At 44.5% G+C, this 15,235-nt stretch carries 16 protein-coding genes and 1 riboswitch; of the genes, 14 read left to right on the top strand and 2 right to left on the bottom strand.

Annotated elements, in window-relative coordinates; all coding sequences use genetic code 11:
- Positions 1-178 precede the first annotated feature (178 nt).
- The 8 genes from REC12_RS14520 (at position 179) to REC12_RS14485 (ending at position 9,227) form a co-directional block, all read left to right on the top strand.
- Positions 179-808 carry a hypothetical protein gene (locus REC12_RS14520; RefSeq protein ID WP_308895654.1) on the top strand — a complete coding sequence of 210 codons (630 nt, stop codon included), beginning with the start codon at positions 179-181 and terminating at the stop codon, positions 806-808.
- Between the two features lie 52 nt (positions 809-860).
- Positions 861-1,466 carry a DsbA family oxidoreductase gene (locus REC12_RS14515; protein ID WP_308895652.1) on the top strand — a complete coding sequence of 202 codons (606 nt, stop codon included), beginning with the start codon at positions 861-863 and terminating at the stop codon, positions 1,464-1,466.
- A 60-nt stretch (positions 1,467-1,526) separates the two neighbouring features.
- Positions 1,527-2,231, top strand: coding sequence for a ferredoxin-like domain-containing protein (locus tag REC12_RS14510; protein WP_308895650.1), 705 nt, complete (start codon positions 1,527-1,529; stop codon positions 2,229-2,231).
- A 377-nt stretch (positions 2,232-2,608) separates the two neighbouring features.
- A complete protein-coding gene (locus tag REC12_RS14505) occupies positions 2,609-3,523 on the top strand; it encodes a uroporphyrinogen decarboxylase family protein (RefSeq protein ID WP_308895648.1) in 915 nt (304 codons plus the stop codon).
- Between the two features lie 310 nt (positions 3,524-3,833).
- Positions 3,834-5,417, top strand: coding sequence for an L-lactate permease (locus REC12_RS14500; protein ID WP_308895646.1), 1,584 nt, complete (start codon positions 3,834-3,836; stop codon positions 5,415-5,417).
- A gap of 375 nt (positions 5,418-5,792) precedes the next feature.
- On the top strand, positions 5,793-6,689 hold the full coding sequence (locus REC12_RS14495; protein ID WP_308895645.1) for a GNAT family N-acetyltransferase: 897 nt from the start codon (positions 5,793-5,795) through the stop codon (positions 6,687-6,689).
- A gap of 1 nt (position 6,690) precedes the next feature.
- A complete protein-coding gene (locus REC12_RS14490; protein WP_308895643.1) occupies positions 6,691-7,476 on the top strand; it encodes an NRDE family protein in 786 nt (261 codons plus the stop codon).
- A 176-nt stretch (positions 7,477-7,652) separates the two neighbouring features.
- Positions 7,653-9,227: an ASKHA domain-containing protein gene (locus tag REC12_RS14485; RefSeq protein WP_308895641.1), complete on the top strand. Its 1,575-nt coding sequence runs from the start codon at positions 7,653-7,655 to the stop codon at positions 9,225-9,227.
- Positions 9,228-9,592: 365 nt separating this feature from the next.
- Here REC12_RS14485 and REC12_RS14480 read toward each other — a convergent pair whose 3' ends face one another.
- Complete coding sequence (locus REC12_RS14480) at positions 9,593-10,594, bottom strand: methyl-accepting chemotaxis protein (protein WP_308895639.1); 1,002 nt, start codon at positions 10,592-10,594, stop codon at positions 9,593-9,595.
- Between the two features lie 235 nt (positions 10,595-10,829).
- Here REC12_RS14480 and REC12_RS14475 point away from each other — a divergent pair, with 235 nt between their 5' ends.
- The gene (locus REC12_RS14475) at positions 10,830-11,288 is read left to right on the top strand and encodes a MarR family winged helix-turn-helix transcriptional regulator (protein WP_308895637.1); all 459 of its coding nucleotides are present in this window, start codon (positions 10,830-10,832) and stop codon (positions 11,286-11,288) included.
- A gap of 48 nt (positions 11,289-11,336) precedes the next feature.
- Here the strand turns inward: REC12_RS14475 and REC12_RS14470 are convergent, their stop codons facing one another.
- On the bottom strand, positions 11,337-11,744 hold the full coding sequence (locus REC12_RS14470; RefSeq protein ID WP_308895635.1) for a hypothetical protein: 408 nt from the start codon (positions 11,742-11,744) through the stop codon (positions 11,337-11,339).
- Positions 11,745-11,959: 215 nt separating this feature from the next.
- On the opposite strand from REC12_RS14470, the gene REC12_RS14465 reads away from it, so the two are divergent.
- From REC12_RS14465 to REC12_RS14445, 5 genes are all read left to right on the top strand, one after another.
- Positions 11,960-12,229, top strand: a complete 270-nt coding sequence (locus tag REC12_RS14465) for a hypothetical protein (RefSeq protein WP_308895633.1) — start codon at positions 11,960-11,962, stop codon at positions 12,227-12,229.
- 339 nt (positions 12,230-12,568) lie between these two features.
- On the top strand, positions 12,569-12,859 hold the full coding sequence (locus REC12_RS14460) for an autorepressor SdpR family transcription factor (protein WP_308895630.1): 291 nt from the start codon (positions 12,569-12,571) through the stop codon (positions 12,857-12,859).
- On the top strand, positions 12,846-13,514 hold the full coding sequence (locus tag REC12_RS14455) for an SdpI family protein (protein ID WP_308895628.1): 669 nt from the start codon (positions 12,846-12,848) through the stop codon (positions 13,512-13,514). The genes REC12_RS14460 and REC12_RS14455 overlap by 14 nt, the downstream gene beginning before the upstream one ends.
- A 133-nt stretch (positions 13,515-13,647) precedes the next feature.
- Positions 13,648-13,749: riboswitch (purine riboswitch) on the top strand.
- Positions 13,750-13,947: 198 nt separating this feature from the next.
- Positions 13,948-14,751, top strand: coding sequence for an FAD binding domain-containing protein (locus REC12_RS14450; protein WP_308895626.1), 804 nt, complete (start codon positions 13,948-13,950; stop codon positions 14,749-14,751).
- Complete coding sequence (locus tag REC12_RS14445) at positions 14,736-15,185, top strand: (2Fe-2S)-binding protein (protein WP_308895625.1); 450 nt, start codon at positions 14,736-14,738, stop codon at positions 15,183-15,185. The genes REC12_RS14450 and REC12_RS14445 overlap by 16 nt, the downstream gene beginning before the upstream one ends.
- The last annotated feature ends 50 nt before the right edge of the window (positions 15,186-15,235 follow it).

Here is a 15,235-nt window from a genome sequence, read left to right as displayed (position 1 = left end):
TTAGAAAAAATTTCGAACTGGACATACTAAATTCAACTCTAAGCGGCGGATATCAACTTCTTTTTTCGAATATGGAAGGAATTATAGAGGCTTTACCGAATTGATCAAGAAGACCAAGCCCACTCGCTAGGGGCACTTGATCCGGCAAGTTATCTTGATTGAAAGGCGTGAGTAGGAAATGTCATTAAAACCAAGGCGCATTTATGCAGAACAGTGGAGCCCATCAGAGGAACAAATAAACAGTATTTTTCCTCTGGACGGTTTAATATCTGAGATAGGCAGGAATCCCGGTATAAAGGTATTTCGCGATGAGGATGTTAAAAAGAAGTATCCCGCCCAGTATAATATTTCCGTTCAGGCAAGAGCCCATAACATAGGGTTGACTCAGCTGCTGCAGGAGTATTATGAGGACTATAAAGCGAAGCCGGAATTTGAGGATTTAATGGGAATAAAACTGCCGCAGATTCTTTGGGAGGATTCCTTAGGTTATGAAGATAAGCTGATCAGTCTGCATATCTCCAAACTTAACAATCAGGAAATCTTCATCAACGACATTGTTTTAGTCAAAAATGAGGATTTTGATATTTTAAGTGACGAGATCATCGATAAAATACTCAATAATTTACGAAGTTTTGCCAAGGAACAGGATGCCAGGTATCTATCAGGATATGCAACTAATCGCAGTACCTTGGCTCTCTTTAAACGCAAGGGTTTTCAGGAAGATAAGCGAGAAATGATCGGCAATAATTATCTCTGGAAAATTGCCGAGATGACAGGAGAGCAGCTGCCTTTTTACACCGAACTCTGAAGCAATTGTGGTCTGGCTGAGTAAATTTATTTATTGAAGGAGATTAAGAACAATGTCTAATAAAATTACCGTTTTCTCGGATTTTTTATGACCCTTTTGTATGATAGGGAAAGTCCCCCTTGACCAGTTGGCCAAGGATAAAAACCTGGAAGTTGTCTGGAAATCTTTTGAGCTCAGACCGGAAGGGATGGAGCTTCCGCCGAAGTCGCCCGCATATCTGGCGCGGGCGAAAGCAGGAATTGAAGCTTTAGGCAGCAAATATGGCGTTAAAATGATTTTTAACGATAAAAGCGAGCATTCCCGCCTGGCTTTGGCAGGCTCCAAATTTGCGGAAGAAAAAGGGTTAGGCAATGCCTATCATGATGCAGTGTTTGCCGCCCAATTTCAGGATCAGAAAGATATCAACGACCCCCAGGTGTTGACTGAGCTGGCCGAGAAAATTGGGCTTGACCCTGCGGAATTTCAACAAGCGCTGGTTTCAAGGCGCTATGAGCAGGCTGTTTTACAGGACATTAAGGAAGCTCAGGAGTTAGGTATTCAAGGCGTACCTTATTTTATTGTGGAAGGTCGTACCGCTTTTGGCGTCCAAAGTTACGAAGCGCTGGAAAACCTACTGCTTGGAAAGGGCACTTCAGCGTTGCGATTATCCTTGGAGTAGAAGTATTTCCTAACTTAAAGAAAGAACCGAATTGCGGAGGATTTAGAGGAGGCAGAAGCGATGGATTTGACGGATGAGGAGAAAAAAGTTTTGCTGGGAAAAGGATATGTAGCCCAAAAAGATGGTCTGCACTTTGCATGTCGGATTGCCATGCCGGGTGGAAAAATGACTGCCCGACAAGGAGAAAAGGTCGCAGACTTATCAGTTAAATATGGTCAAGGGTACTATACGTTTACCCAAAGGCTTAATGTTGAGATCCCTTGGATACAGTATCAGGACTTAGATAACCTGGCCAAGGAGCTTAAAGAAGTGGGCCTTGCTCCAGGAAGCACAGGCAGAAGGGTGAGACCGGTTCTTGTTTGCAAAGGCAGTCTCTGCAAATTTGGTTTACTGGATACTGAAAGCATAGCGCAAAAACTTGATGAACGATTTTACCAGGGGTTTTATGATGTTGCTCTTCCCAATAAACTTAGAATTGTAGTGAGTGGCTGCGGCAACGGTTGTTCGAAGCCTCAACTCGGATGTATAGGCTTACAAGGCAGACAGCCCGACAAAGTAGCCGTCATAATTCAGGGAATGTTTGGGAAAGAGAAGCTGGTCGGCCGTGAACTGCCAGGCCTCTTTTCGCTCAGTGAAGCGATGGAAATAATAGAAAAAGCTATTTTTATTTATCGGGAAAAAGGCATAGCGGGCGAACGATTTGCCAAGATGGTCGAGAGAATTGGTTTTGAAAGCATCGCGAATAGTCTTCTTGGACTGGATTAAACTCAAGAAAATTCACCAAGTTAAAAGGCTGAATCAGAAGGGACTGTTTCCAAACGGGTATTAATAAGCCCTCATAAATAGAAAACCGTGCATATAGGTGGACTTTGCCACTATTATGCATGGTTTTTATTCTATCTAAAGCTTTTAAGCATTTTGCAGCTGTCCCTGCGCAGTTTATGTCCTATTTTGCTAGACTAAATTTAAAATTTTGTTTAGAAAAAGAGGAATTTATTGAATAATGGAGAATAATCAACCTTAATTAGGGAAAAGGTGGAAATATCATGGTTTAAGCCATGAAATGAGAATGCAATAACTGCTTTCTTCTTTCTTTTTGATATAAGGTAGCAAGTGAACCAATGAAGAAGAGGAGGATATACGTGACAAAAATTGAAAGAGTTATGGTCGCCATAAATTTTGCCAAAGCAGATCGTATTCCTAAAGGGGAATTTTATCTCGAAGATGGATTTATTGCCGGCTTGCTCGATCTTAAAGAGGGCGTAACGTTTAGGGATCAAGTGGAAGCTTGTGAGCGCTGCGGGCTGGATGCCCTGGCCTTCTCACCTTCCCCGTTTACGGCAAGTCTGCCCCCCGATTCCGGCTCGCGGCCGGAAAAAGCTGAGGTTTGGCAGGAACTAAAGCGCTGGAGAGAGCAAACGGACTTTTTTATATTTGCCATTATTGATGGCCCGTTTCAAGGAACCGCTAAGCTCTTTTCGTCGTTTACAAATTATTTATTAGCCATCGCCCAAGGGGACCCGGCGATACCTGAGCTTGTTAAAGAAGGAGTAGCCACAAATATTGAATTGGGATTAAAGGCGTTGGCTTTGGGTGCTCACGGAATTATCATAGCGGATGACATCGCTTACAATGGCGGAACTTTTATTTCACCGAAGACTTTGCGCCTGAATTTTTTTCCGGGTCTTAGAGAGCAAGTCGAGGTTTTGCAGCGCGCTCAAGCCCCGGTTTTCTTTCATGCGGATGGAGATTTAAAGGCGGTTTTAAATGATATCGTTAGCTTGGGCATCAATGGGCTGCATTCGCTTGACTTTTCCTCCCTGGCTGAGATAGCTGATGTCAGAAAAGCTACTGCCCATAAAGTGTGTCTAATGGGTGGCTATGACTTGAGTTGGTTTGAAGAAGAGACTAGAAAAGATAAGGCTTTGAGGCTGCTTGAGGTTGCCGCTCAGGGGGGAGGGTACATCTTTGGCAGCAGTGCCGGAATTATCAGTGACCGTCAGTCTCCTCAAAAGGTTATGGATGTATACCGGTTTGTCGGCAGTTATGATGAGTGATCGCAAAAGAAATTCTAGACAATTCTCTGAGTGTTGGGTAAAATAAGGGATGTAGGGAATCTGTGAGCTGTTTCACAGGTTGTAGTAGAGTAGCAGGATGGAAGCTCAAGGGACGGATATTTTAGGATGGAAGGATGGTTGAACATGAAGCATTCAACGTAAGCGTGAAGCTATCCTTTGGTGATAGCTTTTTTGTTTTTTATAGGGTAAGTTCAGGTCAATAATTTGGGTATTTATTTAGCTTTGGCGCTGCGGTAACAACCATTGTAATCTCTTGGGAAAATAGTAAGAAACGAGGGTGATAGGGAGAATGTCTATTAGCTCACTTTTATTAACTTTGGCCCCGATTGTAGTGATCATCTTGATGCTCGTCGTCTGGAAAAAGCCGGCGGATGTCAGTGGAGTGGTGGGGTGGCTCGTCATTTCGGTTATAGCTTTTTTATTTTTCCGTACGAGTGTGGAGGTGATCATCAGATCCACCATAGCCGGCTGGATTAAATCTTTTGCGGTATCCTTAGTCGTGGCGACCTCTTTATTGCAGATGGCCTTTCTGGAGAAGACGGGAGCTCTGCAAAGGATTATCATATTTATCAAAACTCTGGCCAGTGAAAACAAGGCCGTTCAAATCATGCTTATTAATATTGGCTTTGGAACTTTAATGGTATCGGTAGGCGCCACGCCTGTTTCTCTCTTGCCGCCGATTATGCTGGCTTTAGGCTATTCTACCTATGTTTCCATCGCTTTGCCCTGTATTGGCTATGATGCTCTTTGTACCTACGCCCTGCTGGGAGCACCCGTCGTCGTCTTTGTCGATATTGCCAATTCCTTTTTGGGCAAAGGGCATGAAATCAGTTTATCTCAGGCAGGCAGCGTCTTTTTTATGTTTCTGCCGGTGATTTCCACCCTGATTGGTTTTTGCATGCTCTGGATTGTTGGCAAATGGCAGGGGATAAAGGCTGGCTGGCTGCCCTGCCTTATTACAGGAGCGGTTATCAGCGTGATTTCCTTCTTCGCCAACAAAGTTGATCGCTTAGTTGTTATCACAGGTGTTTTGTGTGGTGCCGGTGTCATTGTGGCGATGGTAATCTATCTTCTCTTAACCGGGAAAAAAGTTATTGATAAAAGCAGGCTTACTTCTGAGGAGCTGGAGTATGAAAATAAATTCCCTCTTTGGAAAGCCTTAACTCCCTGGGGCCTGCTGATTATTCTCATACTGGCCCTTAATTTGCCAACGGACTTATTTAATATTCTTTACAGAAAGGTTACCATGCCTATTCTGGGTTTGACTGCCGACGGGAGTCCGATTGTGACGAGAGCTTTGTGGAACGCCTATACTTGGATTTTTGTCAGTACTTTGCTTTCCTTGGTGTTTATCAGGCCAACAGGATCACAATTGAAAGATACCCTTGCCGTTTGGTGGAGAAGGGCTCCCCGGCCGGTTTTCGCCGTGGCAATTTTTTTCAGCATCGGGGAAATCATGAATATGTCGGGCTACAGTATGGCGGTTAAAAAATTTGTAACTGTCAGCATGGTGCAAGTTCTGGCTAACTTTTCCTCTCAAGCTTTCAGTCATGCTTATGGTTCCGTAGTCTCTCTTATAGGGCTGTTAGGAGGGTTTATTACCGGGAGCGAAGCTTCAACGATCGCTATGTTTTCTACGTATACGCTGAGGACGGCGGATTTGCTCCATATGGGACTGCGCGGCATGCTCATTGTAACCGCAGGTCTGGCCTTTGGCGGAGGGCTAGCCAGTGTTATTTCTCCGGCCAAATTGCAAAACGCCGCGGCAGCCATTGACAAAATGGGTGAAGAAACAAAGGTTATCAGGGTGGCTTTTGTCTTTTCCCTAATTCTTATTGCTGTGACTTCAATACTCGTAATGATTTATTTATAAAGAAGACTTGATTCAGGTGGAGTTTTAACTCCATCTGAATCTTAGTCGCACTTATCCAGGGACTTAGCCGCTCTTAACTACCGCTTGTAAAAGCGGGAGTCTTAGAGCGGATTAGTCATCGGATAAAAATTTTCTTCTCGATTTCGTGAGCGCTCCGAAAACTCCGCATTTTCCAAAGTGCGGAGTTTTTTGCTGTACAGTCAGAAAGTATGACTTCGTTAATACCTTCCTCCAGCATAAGGGCAATTAGCGGCTTCTGTCCCCGCAAAGCTCGGCATAAACCGAATTTTTTTGCTGGCGCTTAACTTGCCCGAATAGCCGATAAAACCTTATAATGAAGGTTAAGAGAGCAATGTTAAAATAAGGAGATTAAATGTGGCTGTAAAGAAATACTTAAAATTAACTGAGGATGCCGCGGAGGAAGTCCTCGAACTCGAAGAAATCTGTAATAGGTACGACGGTCTAAAAGGCAGTGTTTTTTTAGATACTTCTTTAAATTTTAAGCAGAATATCCCAAGCATTTTTTTGTATTATGAGGACGGCTTATTGATCAGTATGTTGTCCATGTTCATTCCCAGCCATGTTGAAGTTGAAATTTCGGCGCTGACGAGGCCGGAGTATCGAGGCAACGGGTACTTCAAAGCTTTGCTGTCCCAGGCTCTGGAAGAGCTGCGATTTCATAATATCCCGGAGATCCTTTTTGTTTGTGAGCGGTCTTCGATTTCCGGTAAAAAGGCCCTTGCCGCTCTGCGAGCGGAATTTGAACATGCCGAGTACTATATGAGCTTGGTAAAAGCCGACCATGAGCCTGGGCAAACGTCTGATCTGGACCTCCTCAAGCCGGATCTTCGGGACCTGGAGACTGTCGTGGAGCTGAGTATTAAGACCTTTGCAGATAACTATCAAGACTCGAAAAGTCGTATTGAGAATTGCTTTAATTCTGAAACAAGAGAACAATTTTTGGTCGTTCTCGGCAATAAGGTCATAGGGCTTGTTGCCGTAAACCATTTGGATGGGGAAGAAGCCTCGATTTTTGGCCTGGGAATTTTGCCCGAATATCGGGGGTTGGGATATGGGAAAGAGCTGATGGAGCTGATTTTGGAATATCTATGGAATCGAGGCAAGACGCGTTTGACCCTTGAAGTGGACAGTGAAAATGAGCGCGCTTTGAACTTATATCAGGGTAAAGGCTTTAAGATTGAGATCGCTTATGATTATTACCGCAAGAAAGTAGCTGCTTTTGATGCCTGGCGTGAGCGGGTCGGAAAGTGAGGTGCTAACGTTGTGTTTGCTGTTTTTCGCCTATCAGGTTCACCCCCGTTATCGTTTGATCCTTGGAGCTAACCGCGATGAGTTTTATCATCGGCCGACGGAGCCGGCGCATTTTTGGGAGTCATCTCCCGGGATTTTAGGCGGAAGGGATCTGGAAATGCTGGGAACCTGGATGGGAATAACCAGGTCAGGCCGCTTTTCCGCTCTGACTAATTTTCGCGATCCTTCCTCCCAAATTGAAAACCCTAAATCCAGGGGGCAGCTTGTAAAGGATTACCTCGAATCCAGGGAATCGCCGGAGGAGTATCTGGCGAAAGTTATTGAGACCCAAAGCTTTTATAATCCCTTTAATATTTTGGTGGGGGATCTTAGGAATTTGATGTACTTCAGTAATCAATCCCCGGAAGTAAGAGATCTCAAGCCGGGATTTTATGCTCTCAGCAATCACTTTTTAGATACACCTTGGCCTAAAGTCCGCAAGAGCAAACAGGCTTTGTTTGCTTATCTGGAAGGGAACCAAGACAGATTAATTGACTCCCGGGTGATTTTTGAAATCTTAGCTGATACGGAGCAGGCCTACGACCATGAATTGCCCAGTACGGGGATCGGCTACCCCCGAGAGAAGATGCTCTCCTCCATTTTTATACGGGGAACAGATTATGGAACAAGATCCTCCACAGTCCTCTGCCTTGACCGGGAAAACACGCTCCTTTTTCAGGAAAGAACCTTTCGTGGTGACCACAAATTCTGGGATGAGGTGTCTTACAGTTTTAAACTCATTGATTAAACCAGTAAACCTCATTTATTCTGACCAGGCCCAGAGGAAAGCCTTTGACCTTAGGTTGGCGATTTACTGTTGTGAGGGTTCATTCATTCCAAAAAAGATGGTATACTTGGTTAGAAGTGGAATAGCCGTATTACGAAAAAATTATTCCGAAAATTGAGTTAAAGAAGGTATGGCTTATGTCAAACCGGCCAGAGAAGCCAGTCATTCTTGCAGACCAAGTCCGGACAACCCTCACCGGTCTGGAGCCTCTCAGCAGGAAAGTATTTTTAGCGTTAACTCCGCCAAGTTCCCTGGACAATCGAGCCGATGTCGATCAATTACGGCAAAATTTGGAGCGTGCTTTTCAGTCTGTGCGAGTGCCGCTGAGTTTAATGCCGAAAATTCCCGGTCTTTGCCGCAGCTCAGATTGGAAAGTCACTGCTACTTTGGCCGAAACGGGTCAGGGATGGGAGCTTATTGATCTGGAACCTGGCGATACCACCCCAAGCCATTATGGTTTGGCGATTGACATAGGAACAACAACGGTGGTTGCCTATCTTATAAATTTATGTGACGGAACTGTGCTGGGTCACGCAGCCGATTATAACGATCAAATAAGCCTGGGCGAAGACATTCTAAGCCGGATTCGCCAGGCGGCGGAGCCGGGCGGCCTGGCACGCCTCCAAACTTTGATAATTAATACCCTTAACCGTTTAATAAAAAGTCTGCGCGCCTCATCCTTGAACTCTGCTCAAATTACAGCGGCGGCGATCGGGGCCAACACCACCATGATTCACTTGCTGCTTGGCCTTGATCCCGCTTCGATTTGCCGCTCACCTTATATTCCGATTGTCAATAGTCCCGGATTAATCCCCGCCGGGGAGCTGGGACTGGAAATTCATCCCCTGGCGCCGGTTTATTGCCTGCCCAGCATCGGCAGTTATCTGGGCGGTGACGTTATTGGCGGGGTTTTGGTCAGTGGGATGCACAAGCAGTCAAGTGTTTCTCTTTTTGTGGACATTGGCACTAACGGAGAAATAGTTATGGGCAATGAGGACTGGCTTGTTGCCTGCGCAGGTGCGGCCGGTCCTGCTTTGGAAGGTGGAGTTACGGCTTTCGGCATGCGGGCGGAGCCGGGAGCAATTGACCATGTTGCCATTGACGGGAAAAGTGGGCGGGTAGAATATACAACCATAGGAAACCTGCCGGCCCGGGGGATATGCGGTTCAGGTCTGGTGGATACGCTGGCCGAGCTTTTTTTAAACGGCATCATTGACCGAACGGCACGTTTTACGCAAGGCAGGGAAGAGTATATTGTTGTTCCCGCTGCAGAAACGGCTGTAGGTAAAGATATCGTTGTCACTCAGATTGATGTGAATAATTTTATGGCAACGAAAGGGGCGGTCAATTCCGCCATTGATCTCTTGATGGAAAACGTAGGCTGTCACTGGCAGGAAATAAGCCACTTTTATGCTGCGGGGGCCTTTGGGCAGTATTTACCTGTCGAGTCGGCGATTACCATTGGCCTTTATCCTGATCTTCCCCGCTCCGCCATCGTACGTTTGGGCAACAGTTCCGGGGAAGGAGCGCGTCAGGTACTTATCTCTCGCTCTAAGCGCTTGGAAGCGGAGACGATCGCTTCGCAGGTTACCTATTTTGAACTTAATGCCAACCCGTCGTTCATGGAGAAATTCGTCAGCAGCAAATTTCTTCCCCACACAGACCTTGATCGTTACCCAAGTGTCAAAGAACGGCTGGAAAGCCGAGCTTGACTCTAATAACTTGGGAAAGATCGGCTGTTAAAGCGGTCACGGCCTCAATGTCCCTTTTCCTGGCGGAACCGGTCGGGCCTTTTCAGAATCGACAACGTTGTCGATTCTGAAAAGGCTTTATAAACACGATTAAAGACCAGACAGGGAAAATCCTTCTGGCCCTTCCTAAATGAAAGAGCCAAGCCCGATGCGGACTTGACCCAGGTGAGATTTTACTTAAATATTGCACCCCGAAGCAATGGAAATTAGGCTTTCTTGGGCCAAACAATCTCATCGTCTTTATAAAGAGGGCTGAATTCAATAGTTCTCAATCTATTCAGCTCAAATTGAAATGTTGTCCATACAGAATATGGTATCGAATAGTTTTATAGCATTTCACTGACCAGGGCCGACCAGTTTTTTCCTTTATAAGCGTTATAGCCGCGAGTATGGGCATAACCGTAGATTTTCGTGCCCATGGTACCTTTGTCAAAAATATAGCCGTAAGTTTCACCGTTCATGGCCCGTTGGCAGGCTTCAAGATGCTTTAAATTATCCTTTAATATTCCTTTCCGGCTCCGGCAAGCGATGACATAGCCTTCCTTGTTGATGATGAAAATATCTCCGTTCTTACCGATACGGGCGGAGTCGATAATGTCATAGATGAAATGCCAGTTAAACCTTGTAGAGAAATATCCTAACAGTTGATTTTCTTCACTGCGGATAGGGCAAGTATAAGCTACGGTGTGCAGCTTACTGATCTCGGAGAAATAGAGGTCGCTGACTGATATGGAGTCCGCGGATTTAGCATTTTTAAACCAGCTCCGGTCCGACATATCTTGTCCAATGAGTTCGTGGTGAACACCGGCTGCAACGATTTTCCCTTCCGTATCAAGCACATACAAATCAAGATAGACTTCATAGATGTCTACGAGCTTTTTTAAGAGATCGTTTGTTACCGCCCCTCTGTCGTGAGCAGAAGAGGTCAGGCAGTTCTTGACCTTGTCAAATGTAGCCCAGGCCTGAGCATCGCAATTGCGCTCGAATAGGTTGCGGTCAATCTTATCGATGGTGTCATAGGCTACGTCGGCAGTTCGTACGGCCATCACTTCATTGGCCGTGCTTTGGATATTTTCGATGATTTTGGTACTTTCTTTAGTCGAGGTTAAGCTGCGTGTTGCAAGTTTTTTTATTTCATCGGCAACGACGCTGAATCCCCGGCCTGCTTCACCAGCTCGCGCTGCTTCGATGGCCGAGTTCAGAGACAGAAGGTTTGTGTGTTGGGCAATTTGGCGGATGGAATCAATGACTTGCCCCATTTCCTGGTTGGCATCTTTTAATTCACTGAGAAGAACGGAAGTATCAATCATTAGGCTGTTGCTTGACATGCTAAAACACCTCACAAAAAAAATAGCCTACCTGAAAACAGGTAGGCTTCGTTGCCAATACTGATACTATTATAAGACAGATGCGGGAATTTGCAAAGAGTTTCTTTGACTCGACGAAGGGCAATACGGATAGTATTTGAATAGGTTAAATTGACAAGTGGTAAGGAAACCATTATACTAGTTCGCATAAGAAACTGTTTTCGAATGAACGATTGAACTATAGGAGGGCTTCCCTATGGATTACTCTGATAAAAAGGTTGAAATTGCCGCTGAAGTTGTTCAATCTTTTATGACTATCAGTAAAGTACTCGTAAAATATACTCAACAGAATGCTACAAGTTTGGGTTTGACCCTTCAGCAAATGGGAATCTTAAACACGATTTATTCTTCTCCCGGTATTACGCTTAAAGAAATCACGGAAAAATTGCAGCTTTCCAAAAGCACGGTCAGCGTCAATGTAGATGATCTTGTTAATGCCAAATTGGTTGAAAGAAAAACAAGCGCAGAGGATCGCCGGGAAATTAATCTCAACTTGACGGCTGAGGGTGAGGAACTGGCCCGGAAATCTTGCCGGAACGCTTCTTCTTATAAAGCAATGATGTCGGCCCTAGCGACTATACCGGAAGAAAAAATCCATTGGTTGCTGGAAACTCATGGTCAGCTGTTGAAAAATTTACAGGAATCCGAGTTCTAAGCCCATCTAATCACAGCCTTTAACCGCTTGAATGCTTATGCTTAAACTTTAATTTTGATATTCTGCCTTAGGAGTTTCAAAGCAAAGATTGCTGAAGGTCAGCACGTCATTGAATTCAAGAAAGTTATAAGAATTCATTTGAGCTTTTTCCATGAGTTCGGAAATAGGGGTAGCTGTAAGGATCACATCTTTGGGCTCAATGAGCTGAGCGATTAAATTGAAGTGCTGAGTGTTGAAACGTATAGCAAGGTGAAGATCATCGCTGTACAGTATTTGAAGAACATAGGAGTCCTGGTGTTCCGTGGCAAACCAGTGATAGGCATAACTTGACAAACCGGCGTGATTGACGGCTTTGATTCTGTCTTTGAACTCTTTAATATATAAAATCAGGACGTCATGACCATTTTCTAATTTGCCGAAAGCAGATTGTTCAGGGGTATAAGCTTGCGTGAACATTAAAATCCTCCTTATAAAACAGTGAGAGTTTAATCTTGCCTAAATTCTATCATATTGACCTCTTTCTTGATAGAAGATGATTATGAGGGATAAAGCTCTTTCCTGCTTGAATATACCTTAGTGATTTAAGAAATTGGAGAATGGGATTATTTCAGGCCATAATGTAAGTAACCCGCAGAAACAACGAAGGCTCTTAATGTTAAGGAGGAAGTTGAATGGAGAATCCTTGCGGAACAACGAAAGCCAATGTTTTTGAAAGCACGGAAATTGAAGGGATGCCCATTTATTTCGGCGCCGGTGTGAACCCAGTGAATTCACCTGCTCAGTTCTTCGTGGCCTGGGGCAAGGAAGTATTGACTGACGGTTTAATACATACTTATAATACAAAATCAGCCGAGCAAGGAATCGAATGGTTTGTAGAGGAAGAAGAGGCAGAAGCCAAATATCTTAAAATCCAAAAGCTCTTGCTCGGGTGTCTGCTTTAGCGGGACTCACGCTTAAACGCAATTAAAGGCTCAATTAAGCCATCGGAAGTTAATTTGAACCGCCGCCCTAAAACGGGTGATACTTTTCCTTGTGGGGGACGTGTTAAACTTTGTTGCACGTCCCCTTTGCTGTGCTTTGGACACAGTCCTCATAGGAGCAAGCAGGCAGCTGCCTGCGCCAAGGTTAACATGAGTGAGACGGTCTTCGGGCACTGCTGGCACTATTTGGATTTAGATAAAAGGTCTTCACTTTGGCGAAAATAAGAGTATAATAGGTTTAAACATTTAGGAAATTGTCTAAATATCTAAATATCTAATGATCTTAAGGAGCGTGATTTAATGCTTAATCTGCCATTTAAAGCGCTTGCCGACCCTACAAGACGAAAGATTATTCTTCTTTTGAAAGAGCATGATATGACAGCGGGAGAAATCGCCGAACAATTTAATATGACCAAGCCCAGTATTTCTCACCATCTTAATACTTTAAAACAGGCTTTATTGGTCACTGATGAGCGAAAAGGGCAAAACATTTACTATTCCCTAAATACGACAGTGTTTCAAGAAGTTATTAATTGGTTTTTTAACGCCGGTCATGTCAATGAAGGAGGGCTTAACGATGACGAAGCTTAGCGTTTTATTAAAAAAGGATTGGCCGATTTTGCTCCTAATTATCTTGGGTTTTGCTCTGGGCATTTATTTTTATCCTTCTCTTCCGGACAGAGTGCCGATTCACTGGAATGCTCAGGGAGAAATCAATGGCTACGGCAGTAAATTGTTTGCTACCTTGGGCCTTCCTTTAATCGCTTTAGGCCTGTATGTTATGTTCGTCCTGCTGCCCTTTATTGATCCGAAGCGCAAGAATTATAGCTCTTTTGAACCGACATATCAGTTTTTGAAGTATTTATTGGTTATCTTTTTCCTGGGTTTGGAACTGATAACCCTGCTTATCGCTTCGGGAATGGTTGTTAACCGGCCGATTCTGATTCAAATTATGATTTCATTGCTCTTCATTTTCTTAGGGAATGTCATGGGCAGAGTTAAGCATAATTATTTTGTAGGTATTAAAACTCCCTGGACCCTCGCCAGTGAAGAAGTTTGGAGAAAAACTCACAGATTGGCCGCTCCTCTCTGGGTCTTGGGCGGAGTCGCCAATATCTTTTTAGCGCTAAGCGGAATGACCTTTAATGGTTTTAGCTTTATTGTCATTATCATAGTTATTTCGTTGGTGCCCATCGCCTATTCCTATTTAGCTTATCGTAAACTCGGCCTTCCTAGAGACTATTAAAATTTCTGCAGGTTGTTTTTGCTTTAAGTAGTAATTCAGCTTCTTCACCCTAAGATCGAACGATTTTAATGCAACCGTTAAAATCGTTCGAAAAATAGCTTGACCTATGTCTTGATCTCTTGTAAAATAGCCCTTGTGATAAAATAAATAGGTTCATATAGTCGCAGAGATAAGGTCTGCAAGTTTCTACCGGACTGCCGTAAATGGTCCGACTATGAGCGAAGTACCTAGCAAATGGACGCTGACTTTGAAGAAAGTTGGCGGAACTTATCCAAGGGCTTATTGAGGCACTGCCTGCACAGAAACGTGAAGGCCGGTGTTTTAGTCGTGGTTTAAGGTCAGGCGGGCAGGTTTCTCTCAGTAAATTTGAGTTGAAAACTGTTCGCCTGATTTTTATTTTCGGCGGGAAAACATTTCAAGGAGGCCGGCAAGAGTGTTTACAATTCTTGATATAGCACAACCGGATAAGTTAGACGAGGCTTATAAAATTCTTACTAAAAGAAAGAACAATACGATTCTGGGTGGTTGTGCTTTTTTAAAGATGGGCGGCAAGCGTATCGGAACCGGAATTGATCTCACAAAACTAAAATTGGATTATCTCAAGGACAACGGCGAGTTTATCGAAATCGGGGCAATGACGAGTTTGAGAGAGCTGGAAACGAACGCTCTTTTAAAAGAGTCTTTTAACGGCATTCTCCCTAAAGCCGTAGAGAATATTATCGGAGTGCAATTTAGAAACAGTGTGACAGTAGGTGCTTCGGTCTATTCCAGATATGGCTTTTCTGATTTAATTACTGCTTTGTTAGCTTTGGACACTGAGGTTGAATTATATAAGGGCGGTAGAATTCCCCTTGAGGCTTTTCTGCAAAAACCCTGTGAAAAGGACATTTTACTTAGGCTTTGGCTAAAGAAAAATCAGCGCCTTGCAGCTTTTTTAAGTTTGAGGAAATCAGCCAGTGATTTTGCGGTTTTAAATGTAGCTGTCTCCAAACTAAACGACCAATGGCGGATTGTAGCCGGAGCCAGACCGGCTAGGGCGGCTATTGCCGCCGATGCCTCAAAAGCTTTGGGTCAAGGAACTTTGAGTACTCGGGAAATAGAAGACGCGGCTCAAAGGTCGGCTGAGGAACTGGCTTTTGGGTCTAACGCCCGGGGAAGCGCAAGTTACCGCAAAGCCCTTTGCCAAGTACTTGTTAGGAGAGGGATTATGGAGGTAAGAGAATGCGCATTGAACTGACTGTCAACGATAAATTAGTGGTTTGGGATGTCGCAGGCGACGAGTTTTTGGCGGACACTCTTCGCTCCCACGGTTTTTTAAGCGTTAAGAAAGCCTGTGATACCAGTTGCTGCGGGCTGTGCACTGTCTGGCTTGACGGAAAACCTGTTCTGTCTTGTTCTACTTTGTCCTTGCGGGCTCAAGGTAAAAAAATCACAACGATCGAGGGAGTGCCTGAGGCTGCGGAAGAGTTTGCCCGCATCCTCACAGCCGAAGGGGCTGAGCAATGCGGCTTTTGCAGTCCGGGTTTTATTATGAATGTTTTAGCCATGAAAAATGAACTGGCCAACCCAACCGAAGAGGAAATTGTTCACTATTTGACAGGAAATTTATGTCGTTGCACAGGGTACATGGGGCAGCTGCGAGCGGTAAAGACCTATCTGGGGGTGGCCTGAGGTGTTAGTGTCTTGTTTGAAAAGTGTGGGACGGGGTGTTCCGAAAATTG

It is taken from the genome of Candidatus Desulfosporosinus nitrosoreducens (assembly GCF_030954495.1).
Lineage (GTDB): Bacteria > Bacillota > Desulfitobacteriia > Desulfitobacteriales > Desulfitobacteriaceae > Desulfosporosinus > Desulfosporosinus nitrosoreducens.
The sequence above is the reverse complement of the archived record's forward strand: the minus strand, read 5'-3'. Positions and strand labels throughout refer to the sequence as shown.

What these genes read in the sequence shown, in the direction of transcription:
- REC12_RS14520 (WP_308895654.1), top strand. Translation starts at nt 179, where the DNA reads ATGTCATTAAAACCAAGGCGCATTTATGCAGAACAGTGGAGCCCATCA.
- REC12_RS14510 (WP_308895650.1), top strand. Translation starts at nt 1,527, where the DNA reads ATGGATTTGACGGATGAGGAGAAAAAAGTTTTGCTGGGAAAAGGATAT.
- REC12_RS14500 (WP_308895646.1), top strand. Translation starts at nt 3,834, where the DNA reads ATGTCTATTAGCTCACTTTTATTAACTTTGGCCCCGATTGTAGTGATC.
- REC12_RS14485 (WP_308895641.1), top strand. Translation starts at nt 7,653, where the DNA reads ATGTCAAACCGGCCAGAGAAGCCAGTCATTCTTGCAGACCAAGTCCGG.
- REC12_RS14480 (WP_308895639.1), bottom strand. Translation starts at nt 10,594, where the DNA reads ATGTCAAGCAACAGCCTAATGATTGATACTTCCGTTCTTCTCAGTGAA.
- REC12_RS14475 (WP_308895637.1), top strand. Translation starts at nt 10,830, where the DNA reads ATGGATTACTCTGATAAAAAGGTTGAAATTGCCGCTGAAGTTGTTCAA.
- REC12_RS14470 (WP_308895635.1), bottom strand. Translation starts at nt 11,744, where the DNA reads ATGTTCACGCAAGCTTATACCCCTGAACAATCTGCTTTCGGCAAATTA.
- REC12_RS14465 (WP_308895633.1), top strand. Translation starts at nt 11,960, where the DNA reads ATGGAGAATCCTTGCGGAACAACGAAAGCCAATGTTTTTGAAAGCACG.
- REC12_RS14460 (WP_308895630.1), top strand. Translation starts at nt 12,569, where the DNA reads ATGCTTAATCTGCCATTTAAAGCGCTTGCCGACCCTACAAGACGAAAG.
- REC12_RS14455 (WP_308895628.1), top strand. Translation starts at nt 12,846, where the DNA reads ATGACGAAGCTTAGCGTTTTATTAAAAAAGGATTGGCCGATTTTGCTC.
- REC12_RS14445 (WP_308895625.1), top strand. Translation starts at nt 14,736, where the DNA reads ATGCGCATTGAACTGACTGTCAACGATAAATTAGTGGTTTGGGATGTC.